The following is an 18,577-nucleotide window of genomic DNA, read 5'->3' on the forward strand; positions in this document are numbered from 1 at the left end:
ATCAAGCCCCCTGGTGGTGAAAGTGGTCCCGATGGAGAGGCGTCATCTTTCCTGGCAGAGGGGGCACAGGCCCTTGCGGATGTCCTTGAGGCCGCCGCGGCGCACCAGATAGCGGGCGGCGGCGTGGATCGCGGTGCGCGGATCACGGATGTCGCCGCCCTTGCCGATGCCGGGTTCGGCCCAGGTGGTGGGCAGGAATTGCATCGGTCCCCGTGCATCGGCCACCGACACGCCATCGATGCGGCCCATGCCGCTCTCCACCAGATTCACCGCCGCCAGCACCTGCCAGGGGATGCCCGTGACGGCGGCGGCTTCGCGGTAGTAGCGCAGCAATTACGCCTGAGGATTGGGTGTCATGAACTGCATGTGCGGAGCAAAATCTGCATGACCACCTTTTTGATGCCATCCCTGGTTCTGTGCATGGCCTTGATTCCCAATTTCATGGGCCTAAATACATGCCGCCAGCCACATTGCGACTGAATCGCAAGCTATGGTCGTTCATCGCTTTATAATCTGTTGAGTCAGAGGCCATTCTGGAGTCTGTAATGTAGATCTCCTTGTCACTCCGGTCCATCTTCACTCTCTTCACTGCTGGCATGCTTAAGGGCCCTGATTAGCCTTGTTTTCTTTGGGAGTCTTGACAAAATCTCTTTTTTGGGCAATAATGGGATTGTGAGTTTCAGGCGCAGATATTTCCATTCCTTTTTCAAGGCGCGTTTGATTCTTGTCCGGCAGGTCGTTCTTCTATGCGAAACCTGTGCTTTCCACTGACGACATCATCGTTCAGCGTCCCTCGCACCGTTGCCCTTGTTTATTCTCCTGATCAGCATCCATGGTCTGATTCGAGGTCAGAATCTTGAGCTAGGACGCGATGCTGACACGGGTGGGCAGACCAAGTATGTTCTCGAGCTCACCAAGGCCCTGGCGCGTCAGCCCGAAGTTGCGCGGGTGGATCTCGTCACGCGCAGAATCGTTGATCCAGCCGTCAGTGATGACTATGCCAATCCAGTTGAGATCCTGACTGAGAATGCGCGCATCATCCGCATTGATGCTGGGCCTGAGGAGTATCTACCCAAGGAGTCTCTCTGGCCATACCTCGATACCTTTGCTGACAATCTGTTCACCTGGCTGCAGCAGCAGGAGCGACAACCTGATGTTCTCCATAGTCACTATGCCGATGCAGGTTATGTCGGCGCCCGTCTGACACGCGCCACAGGTATTCCCTTGGTGCACACGGGGCATTCGCTGGGCCGCGATAAATTCCGCCGCCTGCTTGGGCTTGGGCTGTCCTTGGAAAAAATTGAAGACAGTTACCATATTCAGGATCGAGTTGCCGCCGAAGAAGAGACGCTCAGTACCTCTTCGCTGATCATTACGAGTACCCGCAATGAAATTGAAGATCAATATGAGCTTTATGACTATTATCCTCCCGAGCGGATGAAGGTCATTCCCCCGGGCACCGATCTGCAGCAGTTCTATCCGCCACGACCCGGCGAGCATCTGGAGGATCGGCCTCGTCTGTCCCCATTCCTGCATGATCCGGCCAAGCCGATGATCCTGGCGCTGTCACGACCCGATCAGCGCAAGAACATCATCACGCTGGTCGAAGCCTATGGCGAATCTGAACCGCTGCGCCGTGTCGCCAATCTGGTGATTGTCGCCGGCAACCGTGACGATCTGCGCGAGCTGGCGGAGCAGACTCAGGCGGTATTCACCGACCTTCTGATCACCATCGACTGTTATGACCTCTATGGGCAGGTTGCGATCCCCAAACATCACAGCTCTGAGGATGTGCCGCTTCTCTACCGGCGTGCATCCGCCAGCCGGGGAGTGTTCATCAATCCCGCGTTGACCGAGCCCTTTGGGCTCACCCTGCTGGAGGCCGCCGCCAGTGGTCTGCCCGTGGTGGCGACTGAAAACGGCGGTCCTGTCGATATCCTCGCCAATTGTCGCAATGGCCTTCTCGTCGATCCTCTGAACAAGGAGGCCATCGCCGAATCGTTGCTGCGCATCCTTGAGGACCAGGCGCTCTGGCACGAGTTCTCGGCCAACGGTATCCGTCATGTGGCGATGCATTACTCCTGGGATGCCCATGCCAGCAGCTATCTGGAGAGCATTCAGCCTCTCATCGTCTCCCGGCCTGCGTTGGCCATCCCGCCGGCTGCCCAGGTGATTCCGCGCAATCGCGATCGAGCCATTGTCACCGCGATTGACAACACCCTGCTTGGCGATGCTGAGGCTTTGCGGGAGTTCATTCAAACCGTCCGTCAGCAGCGGCGCAGATTTGTGTTTGGAATTGCCACGGGACGTCGGCTGGATTCTGTGCTTCAGATCCTCAAGCGCTATGGCATTCCCACTCCCGATGTGTTGATCACCAGCCTCGGAACGGAAATTGTGTATTCAGCTCAACTCATCAGTGATCTGGCCTGGACGTATCACATCGACCATCTCTGGACACCCAGGGTGATGCGCCGCATCCTGGAGTCTGTTCCTGGCCTGCGCCCGCAGCCGAAGAGTGAGCAGAGTCGCTTCAAGGCGTCCTACTACTACGACGCCGCCGTCGCGCCGCCGATCCATGAGATTCAGTCACTGCTGCGCCAGCAGGAGCTGTCGGTCAATGCCACCCTCTCCTTTGGCCAGTATCTGGACATCATTCCAGAGCGGGCCTCCAAGGGGCAGGCGCTGCGTTTTGTCGCCAGTCAGTGGGGTATTCCGCTGGATCACATTCTGGTGACGGGAGGATCAGGGGGTGATGATGACATGCTCCGTGGCAACACCCTCGGAGTTGTGGTGGCCAATCGGCACCAGGAGGAACTGTCAGATCTCAGTGGCAGTGAGCGTGTTTACTTCGCGCAGCGGGCCCATGCCGGTGGCATTCTGGAGGCCATCGATCACTATCAATTCTTCTCCGCAGGCAGCCTGTCTTCATAAGTTCTTGGTACCCATTCAGGGGGGCGGGACAGCTCATCGCGAACATCGATACGACTGAACCCTTGACGTCGGCTTGAATCCCGGTTGCATCTCAGGCAGAGACTTCCTGCGATGACCACCCCTCCGGCCGGGATTTCAGAAGCGGACTGGGCTTCCACTCCGGTGGGCGTGAGGGCTGGCTTCCTTGAGGTTCTTGCACAGCTCCAGAGACAACAGCAGGAGAACGACCAGCTCCGAGCGCAGCTCACCGACCTGGCGACGGAACTGGCCAGCCTGCGCGAGCGGATCGGCCGCAACTCCCGCAACTCCTCCAAGCCGCCCTCCAGTGACGGCACGGGTTTTAAGCCGCCCACCCGCTGCAAAGGCACTGGTCGCAAGCGGGGTGGTCAGCAGGGGCACCCGGGAGCAGGGCCGGAGCTGCTGCCGATCGCGCGTGTGGATGAGGTGCTCGAGCACCACCCGGACGCCTGCCGCCGCTGCGGCACCCTGCTACAGGGGGAGGATGCGGAGCCGCTGCGCCATCAGGTGATCGAGATTCCACCGATCAGCCCGGTGGTGATCGAACACCGTCTGCACCGTCTGGTCTGCCCCTGCTGCTCCACCAGCACCTGCGCCGAGCTGCCGGCGGATGTGGAGCCCAGCCGCTACGGCCCACGCCTGAGCGGCCTGGTGGGACTGCTGGGCAGCGCCTTTCCCCTGAGTTTCGGCCGAACCCAGGCGCTGCTGGATCAGCTGCTGGGTGTGGAAATCAGCCGCGGCGCTATCGCCACCATCCGGGCACGTCTGAGCGCAGCCCTGCAGCAGGCGGTGGAGGAAGCCCTGGAGGTGGCCCGGCAGCAGCCGGTGGCCTACGTGGATGAAACCGGCGCCCCCACCGGCAACGCCGACGGTTGTAATCCTGCTGGCAGGCGCGGCTGGCAGTGGGTCATGGTCACACCACTGGTTACGGTGTTCCTGCAGGGCCTGAGCCGCTCAAGTGCAGCGGCAATGGAGCTTCTGGGCCATACCTTTGCAGGGATCGTGGTGAGTGATCGCTTCTCGGCCTACAACCACCTGCCCGTGGAGCAGCGGCAGCTGTGCTGGGCCCACCTGATCCGGGATCTGGCGGCCATCGCTGAACGCCAGGGCGCCAGCAGGGAGATCGGAGCCCAGATGCTGGCTCTGCAGCAGCATCTGTTCGCTCACTGGCACCAGTGGAAGAGCGGAGCGATCGACCGGCCCCAGCTCCTGCATCGATGCCACCCCCTCCGCTTGGCGTTCGAGGCCACGCTGCAGCGGGTGGTGGATCTGGGCTGTGAGCGGGGCGAGCAAACGCCCTGGGCCCAGACGGTGCGAACCTGTCGCCAGTTGCTGCAGCGCAAGCAGGCGCTCTGGACTTTTCTGGAAACGCCAGGGATCGAGCCCACCAACAACGCTGCCGAGCGGGCACTGCGGCAATCGGTGATTCACCGCAAGATCAGCCATGGCGTCCAGTCCTCCGGCGGCGCCATCTGCCGCAGCCGGTTGCTCACCGTCACCGCCACCCTGCGGCAGCAGGGCCGCGATGTCTGGCAATTCCTGGAGCAGGCCTGGATTGCCCATCGCCTCGGCGGCGTGATGCCATCGCTGGTGCCGGATCGCTGAGGCAGCGATCACACGTGGAAGGAACAGATGGCCCCTCTCAGAGGAGAGATCGGAGATTGACTGACGCACTGGGGTGTCCCGACCCCTGAACGCTTACAGTTCTTGATCTCTGTTGTTACTCCATCACCGCCTTCGGATGAGCACCTTTCTTCTTTGCACAGACCTCGACCGCACCCTGCTCCCGAATGGGACGCTGCCGGAGTCTCCGCAGGCAAGACCGCTCCTGAAGGAGTTTGTTGACCGTGAATCGGTACATCTGGCCTATGTGACCGGCCGCGATCTCGCACGCGTCGAAGCGGCGATGCAGCGCTATTCCCTGCCGGTGCCGGACTGGCTCATTGCGGATGTCGGTGCTTCGCTGTATCGGGTGAACGGCGGCTCCCGGTGGCGTTGTCCCGACTGGGATGAGCGCCATGCGCGTTGTTGGCGCGGCCAGAGCTGGCAGGAGCTGGCCGCGCTGCTCAAGGATGTCACTCCACTGACCCTGCAGGAGCCAAGCAAGCAGGGCCGGTACAAGCTCAGTTTCTATCATCCGCTGGAAGCGGACGTCGAACAGCTTCGCACTGAGATTCAGCCCCTGCTGAGGGCTCAAAGGCTGGCGACCAAACTGATCTTCAGTGTGGATGACATCAACCACATCGGCCTTCTGGATATCCTTCCTGAATCGGCAGATAAACTGTGCGCCATCCGGTTTCTGATGACTGGCCACGACTATTGTCCTCAGCAGACTCTGTTTGCAGGAGACAGTGGCAATGATCTGGAGATCTTCGAGAGCGACATTGCCAGTGTGATCGTCGCCAACGCCTCCGCCTCGATCATCGCGAAGGCACGCCAGCTCGCCGACGCGGCGAGCACCTCAGGCCAGCTCTATGTGGCCCGCGGTGGCTTCCATGGCATGAATGGCAACTATGCCGCCGGCATCCTGGAAGGCTTGTCGCATTTCTATCCGGATCAGATCCGCACCCTCCCTGCCGCTGTCACATCCATTCATGCCTGTGGCCACGGCTGAGATCCGCTTGCATGCTGAACCTGATCACGGCGGCCCACATCGGTGCGTTGTCCTGGGTGTGACGGCGTTGCCGCCCGAGGATGCCGTCACCAATCCCGCTCCAGCCCACGCGATGCGCCTTCGAAGGCATGTACGAACCCAACCTCCACTCCCTGCTGACTGCCATCCTGAATGAACTCCGGCTCGAGGGTGAGGCGCAGGTTCTGCGTTGTTTCTATACGCGTCTGGGTGCCAACTCTGCCAGTATCTTTGCGCGTTTCCAGGCTCTCTACGGTCAGCGGGATGATTTCCAGCATCAGTGTCAGGTGCTGGTGAAAACGCTGGCAGAAGCGGCACTGCGTCGTCCCCGTGAGCTGATGGTGCTTGATCAGGAACGCGAGCGTGACCCGGCCTGGTTTCTCTCACAGCGGTGGGTTGGAATGGCGCTGTACGCCAATGGTTTTGCCGCGAATCTTTCTGATCTCGTCCATAAGATCGACTACTTCTGTCAGCTTGGCGTGAACCTGGTTCATGTCATGCCGATCCTCAAGTGTCCGAAGGGTCGATCCGATGGCGGTTATGCCATCAGCGATTTCCGCGAGATCGACGATCGCGCCGGCAGTTTTGAGGATTTTCAGCGCCTGGCCAGTGCCTTCCGGCAGCACGGCATCCTGTTGGCGTTGGACATCGTTCTCAATCACACGTCGGACGAGCATGAATGGGCCCAGCGGGCCAAAGCCGGCGAGGAGCGCTTCCAGAACTACTACCTGACGTTCCCGGATCGGAGCATCCCCGATCGCTTCGAGCAGGCGATGCCTGAGGTGTTCCCCCAGAGCAGTCCAGGCAACTTCACCTGGAATGCGTCGATGCAGCGCTGGGTGATGACGGTGTTTCATGACTATCAGTGGGATCTCAACTATGCCAATCCTGAGGTCTTCATCGCGATGCTCGACACCATCCTGTTCTGGGCCAATGAGGGCGTCGATGTCTTGCGTCTCGATGCGGTTGCCTTTCTCTGGAAGCGCATCGGCAGCTCCTGTCAGAATGATCCCAATGTGCATCAGATCCTGGCCCTGCTGAAGGACTGCTGCCAGGTGAGTGCGCCGGCTGCGTTGTTCATTGCTGAAGCGATCGTGGCGCCATCGGAGGTTGTCAAATACTTCGGTGCGGATGCGATCTCATCCAGCGAATGCGATGTGGCTTATAACGCAACTCTGATGGCTCTGCTCTGGGAAGCGATTGCCACGAAAAATGCCCGGTTGCTCACTCAGGGGGTTCGCAACCTGCCGGCCAAACCATCGCGAACGACCTGGCTCAACTATGCCCGTTGCCACGATGATATCGGCTTCGGATTTGACGATCAGGATATCCGTGTTGCCGGCTATGATCCCCTGCCCCATCGCCGCTTCCTGGCGGATTATTTCACCGGGGTTTTTGATGGTCAGCCCCGCGGTCTCATCTTCAACCGTGATGAGCAGACCGGCGCGGCACGGATCTGCGGCACTCTCGCCTCTCTTGTGGGGCTTGAATCGGCGCTTGAAACGGGGAACGAGGAGCTCCTGGCTGAGGCGATCCAGCGCATCCTCCTCCTGCATGGCATGATCTTTTCCTTCGGCGGCATCCCATTGTTGTTCAATGGAGATGCTGTCGGCACGCTCAACGATTACAGTTATTGCGAGGATCCTGCCAAGCGTGACGACAGTCGCTGGGTCCATCGCGGTGGACTGGACTGGGAGCAAGCCGCTCGCAGGAATCTGCCTGGAACGATCGAGCATACGTTGTTCAGCGGGATCCAGAGGCTGATTGCGGTGCGCGCTTCTCTGCCCGCTTTCGCGGATCTGAATAATCGCTCCCTGCTCGCTTTTGATCACCCACACCTTCTCGGGTTCCTGCGCCTCCATCCACAGAATCCCTCCGATCACGTGCTTGTGATGGCCAATTTCGATGTCAGGCCCCATCGGGTGGCGCAGCATGAACTGGCGTCTGAGGGCTTTGCAGCGGTTGGTCACCTGGTGGATCAGTGCACGGGCGCGTCGCCGCACCTCGAGGATGGCCAGCTGATCATTCCACCGCTTCAGTTTCACTGGCTCACCCGGCGCGGTTGAAGGCCCCCTTCAATACCCGGAGGATCCCGACGGTGGTGCGCTGGCCGGCGACTGTTTCAGAAACGTGGCCACAGCCACGGGCCGGGTCTGATGGGTTCCCTGCGGCAGCCACAGGTCGCCCCCGGCGGCGGCGTAGTGGATCTGCCAGTGATACAGCCCGGTGTAGGCGGCCGGATCCTCCTTGAGCAGCTGGGCGTAATGCAGCACGCCCCTGCCGTAGGCGTCGCTGTTGTTGTAGCCCCACAGCCCCCGGCGGATGTCCTTCAGCCCGCCGCGGCGCACGAGATAGCGGGCGGCGGCGTGGATGGAGGTGCGTGGATCGCGGATGTCGCCTCCCTTGCCGATGCCGGGTTCGGCCCAGGTGCTCGGAAGGAACTGCATCGGCCCGCGTGCATCCGCCACCGAGATGCCATCGATGCGGCCCATGCCGCTCTCCACGAGATTCACCGCCGCCAGCACCTGCCAGGGGATGCCCGTGGCGTCCGCGGCTTCGCGGTAGTAGCGCAGCAGGTTCTCCGGCGGTTCCGGGGCGATGATCCGCCATGCCGGCACCTGGCGTGGGCGGCGGCTGGGGGAATGCATCGAGATGAACTCCCGCCGTGCCGCCAGGTGCAGATCGAACACCCGTTGCCAGCGCGGCGGCAGCTGAGCGCGCACCCGCTCGGACAGCTCGCGCCGGTGGCCCAGCACCCGATAGATCACCTGCTGCTGGTGACCCAGGACCGGCAGCTGCTCCACCGGGGTGTCTGCGGAGCGCAGGGCCTCCTCCACGGCAATCAGCAGGGTCGCCAGCCGGCCAGGATCGCTGGGCACCAGCGGGTAGCGCCTCCCTTCGGCGCTGGCGGGCCAGCTGGGATGCTCCGGCAAGGCGACGACCTGCGTGGTGGAGGGCTCCGGAGCAGGGGCGGGAGGGGCTCCGGTGGCGATGTCGCTCAGGAGTGAGGCGGTGGTGCAGCCGGGCCCCAGCAGGGTCAGCAGCAGGGCCAGTCCACCGCCGGCGGCGCCTGGAGTGAGCCGGGAGGAAAGGCGGCGAAGCATGGGGCCCATCCAGGCGGAGACGCACAGCGGCGGAGGTTAGGCGGCGGCACCATCGACAGGCACCGCTCCGCAGCAGCGCCCTGCGATTCAGAGGCGCGGCAGGTCGGGGGAGGCCAGCAGTGCCTCGTCGGGCCAGGCGCCGAAGCCTGCGAAGCGGCTGGCCAGCAGGCTCCAGAGGTTGGTGTGTTGCCGGAGGTCCTGTTCGGCGGCCCATTCCGCCTCCTGCACCTCCCCTTCCGGCAGGCCCAGGCCCTCCACCAGGCGGCGGTAGGCGATTTTCTCGCGGGCATTGATCGGGCTGCTCTCGCCGTCCTCGCGGCTGATGCGGATCACCATGTAGGCGAGCTTGACCGCCAGCTGCTTCTGGTCGTGGCCCTGGATCTGGGGGATCAGCGCATCCATGGCGGGCAGGCCCAGGGTGTCCGCCACCAGGGACGACGCCTCGGCGGCGGCTTCGGATTTCTCCTCCTCGGTGAGCAGCACCTCGGTGGCCAGGGACTGCAGCAGCTTCCGCTCCTTGGCCGACACCTCGCCGTCGCTCCAGGCGATGCAGCACAGCAGGCGGAGCAGCACCCGATCCGGATCCCGGCTGGCTGGTGGCGTCAGGGCGGCGTCGGAGGGAGGAAGGCTCATGGCGGGTTCGATCGCAGGAGACACCCCATGCCGCGACGCAGTGTCCGCAACACCGCGCCGGTGCCTGAGGGGTGTCAGGCGGCGCAGTCAGGCAGCAGCGTCGGGCCCGGAGGGGGCTGGAGAGCTCAGCCTGCCATCACTCCGGCGGCGGCGCAGCTGTCCGGGGTAGGGACCGCGGCCATCGAGGCAGGCGGCGCCGCAGTGGCAGCCCAGGCTGAGGGTGGCGGCCAGATCCCATCCCGCCGACAGGCCAGCGGTGACGCCGGCGGCGAAGGAGTCGCCGGCGCCGTAGGTGTCGCGCACCGGCCGGTCGCGCTGCGGTGCCGCGAAGCGCTCACCGTCGGCGTGGTCCCGGGTGAAGACGCGGCCGCCGGCGGCTCCTTCCGTGGCGATCCGCAGGGAGGGTGCGGGATCGAGGTCGCCGGGCTCGTAGCGCTCGGCCGGATCAAGGGCGCTGCCGATCAGGGCCTCCAGCCGCACCCCCGCCTCGCGCAGGATCTCCAGCCGTGTGCGGGGAGTTGCGGTGAGGCAGCGTGCGGCGCGGGCCAGGCGGATGGCCTCGGCATCGGCGGCCGTGATGAAGGCGCCGTCGCATTGCGCCAGCAGGTCCCAGGCCAGCGGATCGGCTGCGGTGGGGGTGAGGCGCTCGCCGATCACCGTGATCGTGCGCTCGCCGGCGGCATCGATGAAGGTGATCGCCTCGCGGGTGGGGGCGTCGTCCCGCCAGGCGACGTGCAGCTCCAGCCCGAGGGCGGTGAGCTCCGCCGCCGCGCGCTCACCGGCCGCATCGCGTCCCAGTGACGTGAAGAAGGGGACGGGAGTCCCCAGCAGTCGCGCCAGCTGCACCGCCACCACGGCACCGCCGCCGGCGGGCACCTCATGCACCTCCAGGGCCTTGATGATCTGTCCAGGCCGGGGAAGCTCGGCCACCTCGACGAAGCGCACCACCTCCACATGCCCCAGGACCGCCAGCCGCAGAGGCGGCAGCGGCGGCAGCTGCTCCAGGGGCAAGGGCACCGCCGTCAGATCAGCGGCGGACGCGGGGGGGAGGCTCATGGGCCCACAGGCGTGGGGCTTTCAGTGTTGCAGGAGTCGGCGAAGCGAGGCGTGCTGTGCCGGATGCGCCGAGGCCGTCCATGCACAAAAAGGCCCGGTGGTTCTCCACCGGGCTTTTGTCAGATGGTGTGTCGCAGCTGAATGGGATCAGCCCAGACCGATCTGGCTGAGGATGCCCTGGCCGGTGAGCAGTTCGGTGGCGAGGCCGATCACAAAGCCGAGCATGGCCAGGCGGCCGTTCCAGGTCTCGGCGAAGGCCACGAAACCGAAGCGGGAGGTGGGAGTGGTCATGGGGATGTCGCGTCTTTGCGAAACGTAAAGGAACTGTAGCGTTGTGTAAAGCCGCTCGGCGGGTCGATGGTGTTCGGCTGACCTGCCCGTTCGGTCCCGCCGGGCGGGGGGGTCAGCAGATCCGAGGCAGGAGCTCCCCGCTCTGGGGTGCCAGCAGGCGCTCGCTGCCGAAGGGCGTGCGCAGCAGCACCTGAGCCGTTGCCGCGCCGTTCCCCCCGGCGCTGCCGGGCTGCACCTCGCCGATCCAGCCGCCCCCCAGCGGCTGCAGCAGCTGCAGGCTGGTCTCCAGGTCCTGCGGTGCCACCACCAGCAGACAGCGCCCCTCATTGGCCAGATGCAGCGGATCGAAGCCCAGCAGGTCGCAGCAGCGGGCCACGGCTGGGCACACCGGCAGGCGCTCCTCCTCCAGAACCAGTGCGTGGCCGCCGGCCTCCGCCAGTTCCTGCAGGGCCGCCGCCAGGCCACCGCGGGTGAGGTCGCGCAGGCAGCGTGGCCGAACACCCGTGGCCAGGAGCTGCTCCACCAGGGGCCAGAGCGGCGCGCAGTCGCTGGGCAGCGGGGGCTGCAGGTCCAGGCTGTGACGGGCCGCCAGCACCGCCACCCCGTGGCGCCCGAGATCGCCGCTCACCAGCAGCTGATCGCCGGCGCGGATCCGCTCCGGGCCGATCGGCTCCGGCGTCTCCAGCAGGCCGATGCCACTGGTGTTGATGTACAGGCCGTCGGCCTTGCCCCGCTCCACCACCTTCGTGTCGCCCGTGACCACAACCACGCCACAGTCGCGGGCCGCCTGACGCAGCGAGCCCAGCAGGCGGCGGAGGCGTTCGAGCTCCAGCCCCTCCTCCAGGATCAGCCCCAGGCTCAGATGCAGCGGCCGGGCTCCGGCCATCGCCAGGTCGTTGCAGGTGCCGATCACCGCCAGCTTGCCGATGTCGCCGCCGGCGAATTCCAGGGGCGTCACCACATAGCTGTCGGTGGTGAAGGCCAGCCGGCCGTGCGGCAGCTGCAGCCGTGCGGCATCGTGCAGCGCCAGGGCGGGATCGGCGTAGAGCGGCCGCAGTTCCCGTTCGATGAGCGCGCGCATCAGCGTGCCGCCGCCGCCATGGGCGAGGCGGATGCGTTCGGGCTCGCTGCCCCCGGGCAGCTCAGCGGGGGAGGGACTGCCTTGCATCACCGCGTTCGTCGCTCGCCTGGGGCCGTGGCCGCAGCCTGGCAGCGGCGCGGGGTCTTCCGCCTGGCCCACCTGCCAACCGCCTCCCGCCTCCGCAGGTCAGCCCATGGGGCCAGCGGCTGGAGGCACGGTTTCAGCAGGCCCGCAGTACCAGCATCCGGTTGTTGGACGGCATCGCCACATCCGCCACGGGCTCCAGGCCCAGGCCACGGGCCATCTCGAGCAGCGCCGCCGCATCACGCACCCCCATGGCGGGATCGAGGCTGCGCAGGTGGGCATCGAAGGCCGCATTGCTCGCCGCGGTGTGCACGCCGTGGTCGTGGAAGGGGCCGTAGAGCAGCAGCAGGCCGCCCTCCTGCAGTGCCCTGCGGCTGCCGGCCAGCAGGGGTGGCAGCGCCGTCTCCGGAAGGATGTGGCAAGTGTTGGCGCTGAACACCGCATCCCAGGGTCCGGGAGGCCAGGTTTCGGCGCGGGTCACATCCAGCTCCAGCGGCGCCGGCAGCGACGCTCCCGCCGCCAGCTCCACCGGAGCCTCCTGCAGCGCCGCGCGCAGATCGGCCAGGGCCTCGGCCCGTTCACTGGTCTGCCAGTGCAGGCCAGCCAGCTGGCTGCAGAAGAAGCGGGCGTGCTGGCCGCTGCCCGATCCGACTTCCAGCACCCGCAGCGGCGGCTGCAGCCAGTCGCGCAGCATCGACAGGATCGGCTGCTTGTTGCGTTCGCAGGCAGGGGAGAAGAGCACGCTGTTTTCGCTGGGGAGTGAACTGCTGGCCGTGGGCTGCAGGAGCGGGGCGCTGCGGTCCGTTGTCGCCGCAACATGGTTGCGCTCCAGGACTGAATGCTGGCCTGCTGGGCCGATGCTTCCGTCACATCCCCATGCAGGGGCTGACACGGCCTGGCATCAGCCCCCTGGCCCTTGACGCGCTGCCGGGCTGGCAATCTCCGGGGCGATCGCCGCGCCTGCCTTGCGTCAGCGACGCTGCTGAGTGCAGTACCAGGCCTGTGCGCCGCAATGCAGCCAGGCCCGCAGGGAATTCCTAGCGTTCCGCGGCTGTGCCGCCCACTCGTGACCCCGATCGACTGGCTCTGGATCCTCCATCCACTGCTGATGGTGGTGATCGCCTATCCCTTGCTGGGGATCGTTCTGTATCTGGCCCGCCGCACGCGCCTGCGCCGGCTCGGCCGGAGCCGCCTGCCGGTCAGCAGCGGTGCGGAGCACACCGATCTGGGCAGGGGCCTGGCGGTGGCGGTGGTGGCGATCACTCTGCTGGCCCTGGTGGTGGTGATCAGCACCAAGGGGCCCCTGGCCCAGTTCGCCGGCGGTCCCGGCCGGCTGGCACTGCTGGCCCTGGTGGCCGTGGGCACGGCCCTGGCGCTGGCGTCGCTGCTGCGGGTGCGTGCTGCGGCCCTGCGCGCTGTGTTCGCGCTGCTCACCTGGGTCGGCATGCTGGGTCTGGGCAGCCAGCCGGAGGTGTGGCGGCTCAGCGACGATCCCCTCTCGCCTGGCTTCTGGCAGTCGCATTACTGGGGCGGCGCCGGCCTGATCGGTCTGCTGCTGTTCTCCGTGGCCGCCAGACCCGAGATCCAGCGCAGCCTGCGCTGGCGACGCCTGCATCTGAGCGCCAATGTGCTGGCGGCGCTGCTGTTTGTCACCCAGGCCGCCACAGGCACCCGCGATCTGCTCGAAATCCCGCTGAGCTGGCAGAAGCCCACCATCTACGCCTGCGATCCGGTGGGTCAGACGTGCCCGCCGCTCGCTCCACCCAGCGCGCCCCCGGCCGACGCGCCCGCTCCCTCCACTCCAGCCCCGGCCACCTGAGTCCCCGCGCCCTGCCGTCCGATGCGTCTTCCCTGGGCGGTTGCCCTGCTGCTGTTGCTGGGACTGCGCTACCTGCTCTGGCGGGCGACCGACACGCTCAACCTCGCCACTCCCCTGGCGGCGGCCATCAGCGTCACGGCCCTGGCGGCCGAGGCCCTGCTGATCGCCAGCAGCTTCCTGGAGCTGCTGTTCAGCCTGTGGCTGCCGTCCGGACCGGGACGAGGGGACGAGCGATCCCCGCTGCCGGCTGCGCCGCTTCCGTGGGTGGAGGTGCTGGTTCCCAGCTACGGCGAGCCGCCCGAGCTGATCGAGCGCTGCCTGCGCGCCTGCCGCGATCTCGACTATCCCCGCTTCCGCGTCTGGCTCCTCGATGACAGTGGCCGGCCGGAGCTGGAGCAGCTGTGCGCCGATCTGGGGGTGCGCTACCTGGCCCGCCAGGAGCGCCGCCACGCCAAGGCCGGCAACCTCAACCATGCCCTGCCCCATCTGCAGGGCGAGCTGATCGCCGTGTTCGATGCCGATGTGCTGCCGCTGCGCCGTTTTCTGCGGCGCACCGTGCCGCTGTTCGAAGAGCTGGGCTCGGGCATCGATGCTAGGCGAAGCGCGCCGGTGGGCTTCGTGCAGACGCCCCAGACCTACCGCAACGCCGATCCGGTGATGCGCAACCTGGCACTGGAGCGCTGGTTGATGCCCGATGAGGAGAGCTTCTACCGCTGGATCGAGCCCTGCCGCGAGGCCGTCGGGGCCGTGGTCTGCGCCGGCACCTCGTTCGTGATGCGGCGCGAGGCCCTCGAGCGGGTGGGGGGCTTCGAGACCGGCACCCCCTCGGAGGATCTGGCCACCGGCATCCGGATCACGGCGGCGGGCTACCGCAATCATTATCTCCCCGAGAAGCTGAGCGCCGGTCTGGCACCGCTGACGGCGGCGGCGATGGCGCGGCAGCGCTGCCGCTGGGCCAGCGGCACCCTGCAGGTGCTGCGCACGGGAGCCAGCCCGCTGACCATCCGGGGACTGAACCCCCTGCAGCGCCTGGCCTACCTGGAGGGGATCGTGCACTGGCTGATGCCACTGCCGCAGTTGCTGCTGGCGCTGATGCCCCTGAGCCTGGGGGTGCTGGGGGTGGTGCCGCTGCGGCTCAGCGGCGAAGGGCTGCTGCTCCATGCCCTGCCGTTTGCCCTGGCTCAGCTGCTGCTGGTCCGCTGGCTGAGTGCACACTCGCGCACGGCCCTGCTGCCGGAGCTCTACCGCTGGATCTTCCTGCTGCCGCTGGTGGGTGCGGTGCTGCTGACGCTCCTCGGCAGGCCGCAGCGCTTCCGCGTCACCCCCAAGGCCCTGGCCGGTGGGCGCCGCACCTCGCCGGCCAGGCGGCTGCTGTTGCCCCTGCTGGTGCTGCTCAGCCTCCAGGTGGTGAGCCTGCTGAACCTGCTCCGTCCCGCCATGGGGGCCGCCCTGGCGCCCCTCTCCACCGCCACGCTGACGGTCAGCCTGGTGTGGGCGGCCCTGAACCTGTTTCTGCTCAGCCTGGCGCTGCGGGCCTGCTTCGATCGGCCTGGCCTGGCGGCGCAGCCCTGGTTCCGTCTGCGCCTGCCCTGCCGCGTGCATGGGGGCGAGCGGGAGGCGGAGGCGGAGTTGGAGGCGATCAGCGAGATGGGTGTGGAGCTGCTTCTGCCAGAGGGGTGGATGTCCGGTTTCTCGCTGCCGGAGCCGCCGGCAGACGGGCTACCGGGGACAGGGATGCCCGAGGCGATCGGGTTGGAGGCCATCGCGTCGGGCAATCTGGAGCAGCCTGGCCTCGCCCACGGGATGGCGCCGACCGGAACGGAGACTCAGCCGGTTGCCACCCGCCAGGGAGCTCTCCAGCCAATGCCTGCGATGTCAACCGCACCCCAGGCCGAGGGGGCGCAGGGGGACGGGCCCCTGGCGGGCAGGGCGTCTGAGGCGATCCGTCCCGGCCAGTCGCCGCAGAGCCGGCCGGAGCTGTGGCTGGATCTGCAGGTCGAAGGGTTGGAGCGTCTCCCCCTGCAGCTCACGGCCCGTCTGGGCCGGCGGCTGGGAGCCCACTGGGGCCCCCTCAGCGCGGCGCAGCGACAGGCCCTGTTCCGCTTTCTCTACAGCCGGGATGGCCTCTGGCCGCAGCGCAAGGCGCCACCCGAGCCACTCGCCCTGGTGGTGGTGCTGCAGCGATGGCTGCTCGGCTGCCGCCCGGAGTGCTGGTTCCGCCGCAGCCTGATTCCCCAGAACCCGCCGGTGGTCAAGGCGGGCTGATGGCCTGGCGCCTCCGGCTCGGATTCACGGTTCGGGGGTTCCGCCGCAGGGGCACTCCGGCCGCGCATGCACCCTGCAGGGGATGGGCCCGTGCCGCAGGCCCAGGCGGGGCTCAGTCGTCCTGTTTCGCATGAAGCCCGGCTCGGTGCCGATAGAGGAAGTACGCCGCGCAGGCCCCTTCGCTGGAGACCATCGGCGCCCCGAGCGGATGCTCGGGCGTGCAGGTGGTGCCGAAGGCCGGGCACTGCTGCGGTGTGGCCAGGCCGCGCAGGATCGAGCCGGCGATGCAGCGCTGGGATGTCGGTGACCACTCGGAGTCGCTGACGCCGGTCTGGGCTCCGGTCGCTGGCGGCGCTGAGGGCGGCGGTGCGTGGATCGGCCGAGTCTCCGCAGCGGCGATCCCGCAGGTCGGGCAGCCGACACCATCCGTGCTGGGCCGCCGGGGCCCCGCGCCGTGCCTGTCATGGCGGGTTTCTGTCGGCGTCTCTCTGGCAGGCGAGCTGGCGGCTGGCGCCGTGGTCGGGTGTTCGCTGGCCCCTCTCTCCAACCGGAAGCGCTCGATGGCATCCAGCGCCCGGTAGGGCCCCCGCAGCGCCAGCCCTCCGCCGGCCATCACCCCCAGGCCCCGCCAGGGTCGATCGCACGGTTCGAACACCTCCTCCAGCAACAGGCGGGCCGCCGGGTTGCCCGCGGCCTGCACGACGGCGTCATAGGCGTTCTCCACCCGCGCCTCCCCGCCCTCCAGCTGACGCACGCAGGCCAGCACGCCGGCCATCAGCTCCAGGGGTTCAAATCCGGTCACCACCACCGGCAGCCGCCAGTGCTCCACCAGCTGCTCCAGCTCGGCGGTGCCCAGCACGCTGCAGACATGGCCGGCCGCCAGGAAGCCCTGCACCCGGTTGGCGGGGTCGGCCAGGATCGCCTCCATCGCCGGGCTCACCCGCACATGGGCGGCCAGCAGCGACAGGTTGCCCACACCCAGTGTCAGCGCCTGGCGGGCCAGCAGGGCCGTGGCCGGCGCCGTGGTCTCAAACCCCACGGCCAGGAACACCACCTGGCGATCGGGATGGTTGCACGCCAGCGCCAGGGCCTGCAGCGGCGAGGTGAGCAGCCGCACGTCGCCACCGGCGGCGCGCACGCTCAGCAGCGTGTCGCGGCCCTCCCCCGGCACCCGCAGCATGTCGCCATAGGAGTAGAGGATCACATCCGGCCGCCGCGCCAGCGCCAGCGCCTGCTCGATCGTGCGGGCGGGCGTGACGCACACCGGGCAGCCGGGCCCATGGATCAGGCGCAGACCCTCGGGCAGCAGCTGATCCAGCCCCCAGCGGACGATCGCGTGGGTCTGGCCGCCGCACACCTCCATCAGGGTCCACGGCCGGGTGGTGATCGCCTTCAGCTCCGCCGCCATGGCCTGCACCGCGGCGACGGAGCCGAGCCGGTTCCGGCCGGCCTCGACAACGTCACCGGCCACGGCATGCACGCCACCAATCGCCGTTCCAGGGGCCGTGGCGCCGTTCACCACGGCCCGCCGGTCTGCATCGCCTCCAGGGGCCGGAAGGTCTGCAGGCTGCGCAGATAGGGGGTGCGCTCGTAGTGGCTCGGATCCGGGGCCTGGGACTGGGCCATGCATCCCACCAGGTCTCTGACGCACGCGTATTCGTGTTCGGCGAGCCAGAGGTTCAGTTCATCGCGCAGCCCCAGCAGCCGCTGCGGGCCGTGGCGCAGCAGCGCCCCCACCACCTGGGTGCAGCAGGCTCCGGCCATCAGCAGCCGCACCACGTCGGTGCCGCGATGCACACCGCCGCTGGCGGCCAGCTGCAGCGGCTCGCGGCCATGCAGCAATGCGATCCAGCGCAGCGGCAGACGCAGATCCTGGGGGGTGGAGAGCAGCAGATGGGAGCGCAGCTCCAGCGCCTCGATGTCGATGTCGGGTTCGTAGAAGCGGTTGAACAGGGTGAGGGCATCGGCGCCGGCACCCGCCAGGCGGTGCGCCATACCGCGCAGATTCGTGAAGTACGGGTGCAGCTTCACCGCCAGCGGAATCGACAGTTCCGAGCGCACCTCCCGCACGGTCTCCTCCACCTGCGTCTCGATCGCGGCGCTGCTCAGCTCCGGGTCGGTGGGCAGGCCGTAGAGGCTCAGCTCCAGCGCCATCGCCCCGGCCGCCTCGATGCGGCGGGCGCTGTGTACCCAGCTGCCGGGATGGGCGCCGTTGAGGCTGGCGATCAGGGGAATCGACAGCTGGGCTCGGGCCTGCTCGATCAGGCGCAGATACAGATCCTCACCGCCGCTGAACCAGTGCGGATCGGGCAGATAGGAGAGCGACTCCCCATAGCTCTCGCTGCCCTGCAGCGCCCGCTGATGGAAGGCGATCTGCTCTTCGGCGAGCTGCTCTTCGAACAGCGAATGCAACACGATCGCGGCGGCACCGCAGTGCTCCAGTTCGCGCAGCTGCCCCACATCCTCACTGAGCGGGCCGCAGGCTCCCACCACCAGCGGCGAGTGCAGCGGCAATCCCAGCCAGCTGCAGGAGAGATCCGGTTCGGCCATGGCGGTGCTGCCTCTTCCCGACTCTGGCCAGCTCCAGGGGCAGCGGCAAGCGAGGGAGCAGCACCCGGAGGGAGCTGTTGCGGTGTTCCGCTGGCTTCAAGGGCAGTGGGCGG

The 18,577-nt window shown here is 66.9% G+C and carries 14 protein-coding genes and 1 pseudogene; 6 read left to right on the forward strand and 9 right to left on the reverse strand.

Annotated elements, in window-relative coordinates; genetic code table 11:
• Nucleotides 1-66: 66 nt before the first annotated feature.
• Nucleotides 67-333 (reverse strand): annotated as a pseudogene (locus H8F25_RS00605) (lytic transglycosylase domain-containing protein); the annotation flags it as partial.
• A 474-nt stretch (nucleotides 334-807) separates the two neighbouring features.
• On the opposite strand from H8F25_RS00605, the gene H8F25_RS00610 reads away from it, so the two are divergent.
• The 4 genes from H8F25_RS00610 (at nucleotide 808) to H8F25_RS00625 (ending at nucleotide 7,647) form a co-directional block, all read left to right on the forward strand.
• Nucleotides 808-2,931 carry an HAD-IIB family hydrolase gene (locus H8F25_RS00610; protein WP_231596960.1) on the forward strand — a complete coding sequence of 708 codons (2,124 nt, stop codon included), beginning with the start codon at nucleotides 808-810 and terminating at the stop codon, nucleotides 2,929-2,931.
• Between the two features lie 111 nt (nucleotides 2,932-3,042).
• Nucleotides 3,043-4,554, forward strand: coding sequence for an IS66 family transposase (locus H8F25_RS00615; protein ID WP_197210249.1), 1,512 nt, complete (start codon nucleotides 3,043-3,045; stop codon nucleotides 4,552-4,554).
• Nucleotides 4,555-4,690: 136 nt separating this feature from the next.
• Nucleotides 4,691-5,563, forward strand: coding sequence for an HAD-IIB family hydrolase (locus H8F25_RS00620; protein WP_197211606.1), 873 nt, complete (start codon nucleotides 4,691-4,693; stop codon nucleotides 5,561-5,563).
• 128 nt (nucleotides 5,564-5,691) lie between these two features.
• Nucleotides 5,692-7,647, forward strand: a complete 1,956-nt coding sequence (locus tag H8F25_RS00625) for an alpha-amylase family protein (RefSeq protein WP_197211607.1) — start codon at nucleotides 5,692-5,694, stop codon at nucleotides 7,645-7,647.
• A 9-nt stretch (nucleotides 7,648-7,656) separates the two neighbouring features.
• Here H8F25_RS00625 and H8F25_RS00630 read toward each other — a convergent pair whose 3' ends face one another.
• The 6 genes from H8F25_RS00630 to H8F25_RS00655 all read right to left on the reverse strand — a co-directional run bounded on the left by H8F25_RS00630 (nucleotide 7,657) and on the right by H8F25_RS00655 (nucleotide 12,572).
• Nucleotides 7,657-8,685, reverse strand: a complete 1,029-nt coding sequence (locus tag H8F25_RS00630) for a lytic transglycosylase domain-containing protein (protein ID WP_197211608.1) — start codon at nucleotides 8,683-8,685, stop codon at nucleotides 7,657-7,659.
• Nucleotides 8,686-8,772: 87 nt separating this feature from the next.
• Entirely contained in the window at nucleotides 8,773-9,318 is a 546-nt protein-coding gene (locus H8F25_RS00635) for a TerB family tellurite resistance protein (RefSeq protein WP_197211609.1), read from the reverse strand.
• Between the two features lie 87 nt (nucleotides 9,319-9,405).
• The gene (locus H8F25_RS00640) at nucleotides 9,406-10,374 is read right to left on the reverse strand and encodes a PfkB family carbohydrate kinase (protein WP_197211610.1); all 969 of its coding nucleotides are present in this window, start codon (nucleotides 10,372-10,374) and stop codon (nucleotides 9,406-9,408) included.
• Nucleotides 10,375-10,521: 147 nt separating this feature from the next.
• On the reverse strand, nucleotides 10,522-10,665 hold the full coding sequence (locus H8F25_RS00645; RefSeq protein WP_197211611.1) for a chlorophyll a/b-binding protein: 144 nt from the start codon (nucleotides 10,663-10,665) through the stop codon (nucleotides 10,522-10,524).
• Between the two features lie 112 nt (nucleotides 10,666-10,777).
• Nucleotides 10,778-11,833 carry a hydrogenase expression/formation protein HypE gene (gene hypE / locus H8F25_RS00650; protein ID WP_197211612.1) on the reverse strand — a complete coding sequence of 352 codons (1,056 nt, stop codon included), beginning with the start codon at nucleotides 11,831-11,833 and terminating at the stop codon, nucleotides 10,778-10,780.
• A gap of 133 nt (nucleotides 11,834-11,966) precedes the next feature.
• On the reverse strand, nucleotides 11,967-12,572 hold the full coding sequence (locus H8F25_RS00655; protein ID WP_231596961.1) for a DUF938 domain-containing protein: 606 nt from the start codon (nucleotides 12,570-12,572) through the stop codon (nucleotides 11,967-11,969).
• Between the two features lie 324 nt (nucleotides 12,573-12,896).
• Between H8F25_RS00655 and H8F25_RS00660 the strand changes: the two genes are divergently transcribed.
• Nucleotides 12,897-13,649, forward strand: coding sequence for a DUF4079 family protein (locus tag H8F25_RS00660; protein ID WP_197211613.1), 753 nt, complete (start codon nucleotides 12,897-12,899; stop codon nucleotides 13,647-13,649).
• 21 nt (nucleotides 13,650-13,670) lie between these two features.
• On the forward strand, nucleotides 13,671-15,914 hold the full coding sequence (locus H8F25_RS00665; protein WP_197211614.1) for a glycosyltransferase: 2,244 nt from the start codon (nucleotides 13,671-13,673) through the stop codon (nucleotides 15,912-15,914).
• A gap of 112 nt (nucleotides 15,915-16,026) precedes the next feature.
• Here the strand turns inward: H8F25_RS00665 and hypD are convergent, their stop codons facing one another.
• Together hypD and H8F25_RS00675 are read right to left on the reverse strand one after the other, a co-directional pair.
• Nucleotides 16,027-17,433 (reverse strand): hydrogenase formation protein HypD, encoded by a 1,407-nt coding sequence (gene hypD / locus H8F25_RS17910; protein ID WP_255518289.1) that lies wholly within the window; start codon nucleotides 17,431-17,433, stop codon nucleotides 16,027-16,029.
• A complete protein-coding gene (locus H8F25_RS00675; protein ID WP_197211615.1) occupies nucleotides 17,430-18,464 on the reverse strand; it encodes a dihydroorotate dehydrogenase-like protein in 1,035 nt (344 codons plus the stop codon). Before H8F25_RS00675 ends, hypD begins: the two co-directional genes overlap by 4 nt.
• Between the last annotated feature and the right edge of the window lie 113 nt (nucleotides 18,465-18,577).

Source organism: Synechococcus sp. CBW1004 (genome assembly GCF_015840715.1).
In the GTDB taxonomy this organism is placed as follows: domain Bacteria; phylum Cyanobacteriota; class Cyanobacteriia; order PCC-6307; family Cyanobiaceae; genus Cyanobium.